This is a genomic window from Dietzia sp. NPDC055343, from assembly GCF_053645265.1.
Window position 1 is genome coordinate 1 of the sequence record NZ_JBSHMJ010000084.1, and the last position, 4,424, is coordinate 4,424.

2 protein-coding genes are annotated in these 4,424 nt (G+C 65.2%); both read right to left on the reverse strand.

Translation table 11 applies throughout. The features are described from left to right. Positions 1 to 210 precede the first annotated feature (210 nt). Positions 211 to 837, reverse strand: coding sequence for a hypothetical protein (locus ACWIE7_RS18360; protein ID WP_454058498.1), 627 nt, complete (start codon positions 835 to 837; stop codon positions 211 to 213). Between the two features lie 163 nt (positions 838 to 1,000). Further along, positions 1,001 to 2,599, reverse strand: a complete 1,599-nt coding sequence (locus tag ACWIE7_RS18365; RefSeq protein ID WP_454070212.1) for a TROVE domain-containing protein — start codon at positions 2,597 to 2,599, stop codon at positions 1,001 to 1,003. Positions 2,600 to 4,424 lie beyond the last annotated feature (1,825 nt).

Consider the following 4,424-nt stretch of genomic DNA (forward strand, 5'->3'; position numbering starts at 1 on the left):
TAGTGAGACGCGGGTAGGTGGCCGAAGGCCCAGGAAAACGACTCAAAACCGGCCACCGTCCTGGGCGGTGTCGAGTGTCTTAAAATACTGTAGGTAGATGGGACGATTGGTTTTAGCCGCGGCACTGGGGCCCAGGAGGGCGAACGTGTGCCCGCACGAGATCGCGATGGACGATCGCACAGGCGCTTGCTCGCCGTTTCTGCCCGCCCATCAAGCGACGCTGGCTGACCGTGGCGAGGACAGCGCGGCCGCGAATGCCAGGCCAAGAGCCGGCGCAGCGAGCACCGCGGCTACGAGAATGCCGAACACCTCGTGCACCAGATAGAGCAGCGGAGGAGCTGCAGCGAAAAGCGTGGCAAATGCTGCGGCGGGCTTGGCCAGGTTTCTTGTGGGCCATGCGCCGATGCCTGCGGAGAGGGAGGCGATGAGGTAGGCCATTCCGGCGCCGAGCACCCACGCCTTGTCCTCGGTGTCAGGTTGGGTACCGACTACGAGGAATGCCACTGCGGGGACGACGAACCACGCTGCTGCAACGCCGAGCATCGACCGGCCGAGACGAAGCCTTGCGGGCGGAAATCCTCGACCGGAGCCCCACCACACCGCCAGAGCAAAAATGACGACGGTAGACAGTGCCCACGAAGTGGCACCGGGCACCGCGCATCCCAGCCCATCTGGTGTGACGCCGTAGGCAGCGCGGTACTGCTCGTGGATCCGTTGACAGACGTCGGCTCCGGCTAGAGCTCCGGGGATTACCCCGAGGAACCACGCCAGGAGTCCGAGAACGGCGAGCTGGCCCCAATGCGCCGCAAGAGAGTCCTGCGGCAGCTCTTCAGCCATTGCTTCTCCTCGTTGTCCTTCTTATTGTCCCGACGCCCCCGGCCAGCGACGTCGGCGTGGCGACGATCGGGTCGGGCAGTCGTGTGTGACGGGGGCGTACGCCCTCGGGCCGACGCGCAGCCGTGCTCGCCAGCCGGTGCCGAGATCCGAGGGGAGATCGGTGTCAGATGTCGCCGCGGGCGAAGCCCGAGATCAGTGAGGGGGTGGCCGAGTCGAATCCGGCGATATCCAGCATTCCCGCGTCGGTGGGGTCGGCGATGGTGAACTCGGTGGCGGTCATGCCCACCACGATCAGCTGCGCCTGTGGATTGATCTCGCGTCGGTACTGCTGCAGCGCTTGATGTGGGTGGATTCGTCCGGCCCACGTCTCGTTGTCGGTATACACGGTGAAGACGTCGACCTCCACGCGGTTTTCCAGGGCCCACGTCATGGGTAGTGCGCAATCGGTCCTCCCGAAGGGCAGGTCACTGACTGCGCGAAGTGCATCGTCGAGGCGTTGGCGTGGACTGATGGGCAACTCACTGAGCCCGGTGTGTGCGCGGGCGAACCAGGTCTGCGGGCCGGTGAACCCCACGACGTGGTGGTCCGGTTCGGTTGCGGCCGTAACCAGGGCCAGTGCTGTGGAGGCTTCCCGGGCCGAGAGCGGCATTCCCGAGATGGGGGCCGTCATCGAACCGGAGACGTCCAATGCCAGCAGGTGACGTGTGTTTGAGGGTTCTACCGCCTCGAACGCTGCGTAGAAGGCGGCGTCGAGGGCGTCGACGATAGGCGCCGACGGCGACCATTCGCTCTCGCCGCGGGCGCTGCGGCCTGAGGCGTAGGTGCGTTGCGCGAGCAGAACAGAGATCGGGTGCACGCGAGCACGGGTGAGCCGGTCGACGTCGGTCAGTTGCGCGGCGACCGCAGCGGTACGAGAGCCCATCGGTGTGAGCAGGCCCAGTCGGGTCAACCGGGGGAGCTGGCGAAGCAGCGCCGTCTGCGGCACCCCGGCATCAAGTAGCGCCTCCCAGGTCTCGGGCCGACCCAGCGCCGAGTCAGGCAACATCTCCCAGGACAAGCCGTATTCACGGACAAGGGCGGGGATATCAGCGCCAGCGTGTTGAGCGCGTTCGAATCCTTCGACGATCGCCGGTACGGCATCGACGGTGCCGCGGACGATGTAGTCGAACAGTCCACGACGTTCGGCGTCCCCGGTGACAGGGTGGGCAAGGCGCAACAGATCACGGTGCGTCCATCCATGCCGCTGCCGGTACTTTATTGCCTGGTAGGCGACCTGGTCGACCGCAGGGGTGAGGTACCAGTTGCCCACCGCTCGGCGAAGACCACGCCCCCACCCGCGGAACTGCTCAACGTAGCCAGCGAACAGGAACAGATGCGTGCCGGTGCGCGCCACGTCCGGCAGTGCCTCAAGGGCTGCCGCGCGGCCGGTGTCATCGCCCAGGGAGGCCGCGGCCGCCAGAGCAAATAGTGCCGGGTTCTGCCTCGGAGCTCGCCCGGCCTGCGAGATCGCCACAATCTCCCGGACCAGATCAAGTGGCCGGTTGCGGGCAAAATCCACTACTAAATCGGCGTTGTCTTTGGTCAGGTCCCGAGCCGAGGCGTAGTAGGTGCCCCCCTCGGTGCCCAGAACCAGGAACCGCCGCAACCGAATCTCGGGAGTGACGGTGAACGCGAACCCGCCAGCACTGTTGCGGGCCTGCCGAGGATCGGCCTTGTCCTGCTGCGCGGTCCGTCTGAAGTTGAAGCCGGAAAGGATGTCCATCCGAGACCTCCATTGCCTGGCGTGGTGTTAAGGGATGCGGGCGTGTGATCTCCCACCGGACTTTTACAGAAGGTAACCGATGAAATCCGGCCCGCATCCCTAAGACCTGCAAAGGCAGGATGATCGCGCTGGTCTATCGATCAGGCCACCCCACCGTGTTGGCCCGGCGCCGAAATGCTGACCCCAGACCTTCCCCCTTATGTTAACGCCCCATGGTCCTCGGGTCGGGCTTTCCTGCCCGACCTGACTACCCATCGGGTCGGCCGCCTACGCCCGGGGCAGTAGGTGGGCCTGGTTGCGTCCCGCCGGGGCGAGCAGGGTGATCGGTGCGCTCGCCGGCGGCGGGCGCGGTCTTGGTCCTTCCGGGGCGCCGGTGGCTGGGTGGGGTCTCACCACTGGGTTCGACACCCAGAGACCGCAGAGAGCGAGAACGAGCCTGATTGATGGTGAAGCTGGATCTCGACGGTGTTGCCTTCGTCATCGGCGAAGACGTGCCGTCGGGTGCCCGATATAGTGCTCATCGACTCGCGGGTGTAACCGTGGGCGTTAGCGGCAGAGCGCGCGACGGCGACGGCGACATCCCAGTCCTGAGACAATACCGACGGGAGCCCCCGTTCTCCGATGTCGTATTGCTGGCCGGTGGACCCACCCTGGCCACGGCACGTGGTGAACCGGGCCTGCGTGCGCCGAGTCCAGCCCCCCACCGGCCTGCGTCACGAGTGCGTCCTCAACGTCGGCGCCGACCGCGTCAAGAGAGCTCGTCGTGCGCTCGGCCAGCGATGCCGGCGCCCACGGCAGTCCAGTTGTGCAGGAACTGGTCACCAGCAGGCATGACACCGCCCATGCGAGCGCTCCCACACCCCGGTACTTCATCGCGTTATCGTCGCATGGGCCCGCAAGATGTGGCTCGGGATCTATGCTGGACCGATGAGTGCCTGGTCTTATTGCGAGGGCGAGGGCTGGCTGGTCGCATGACACAACCGCGTCGCGGTCCGATCGTAAAGATTTTAGCGGTCATCGTCTTGGTCGCGGTTGGGTTAAGTGCTGGGAGTACTTGGGTCCGGGAACACGAATTGTGTGGCCACACTTGGGCGGGGCCGGGCGAGGATGGCAGGGACGGTGCGTTGAGGGTCGACCGTGCGAGCGGACAGCCCTGGTTGGAGGATGCACGCCCGCCGGCCCCACCCGTCGATACGGTTCGTTTCACGAGCGCTCCGCCGACCGCTCGGTTCGAAGTAATCGAACCGATTTCATGGACGCCCGTGCAGGGAGCCGAAGTCATCTTGGCTGCAAACGTCTCGAGCAGCCGAGGGGAATTCGTCACGACAGTTTACGAGGACCCGGATATGGTCCGGATCGACCTTCGCCGAATGTCTGACGGTTTGATCTGTGATGCAGCATCCTCTGCGCAGAACCAGAGGCTCGAGTTCCGGGTTAGCTTGTTGGGAGCCGTCGGGTACCGAGAAGTACTTCGAGCGGGTCCCGGCAGATAGCTGGCCGCGCCGGTGGACTAGTTTGCAAGGCCAACTTTGGTGGACGAGGGGTGGCCTTCCGCGATCGCAGCGTTGCCCCGGCATCCTTAGCTTTACAGAACGTCGAATTACCGGATGTCGCCCCCTGTGGGCGTCGCCGTTGTCGTGTCGGAGCCCTTCGGTGGTAGACGCGGCGCGGGACTCGGGGCCTGGGCCGGGTGCTCCACGACCGTGGTCGCCATTGTGGAATCAGCTGTTTCGTGGCTGTGCAGCCGTACCGTGAGTGATGTGAGTGTCGATTACGCGCAGTGGTCTAATTCTCGGCGGCGACGTCGGTTTCTCGCGGTCGATAC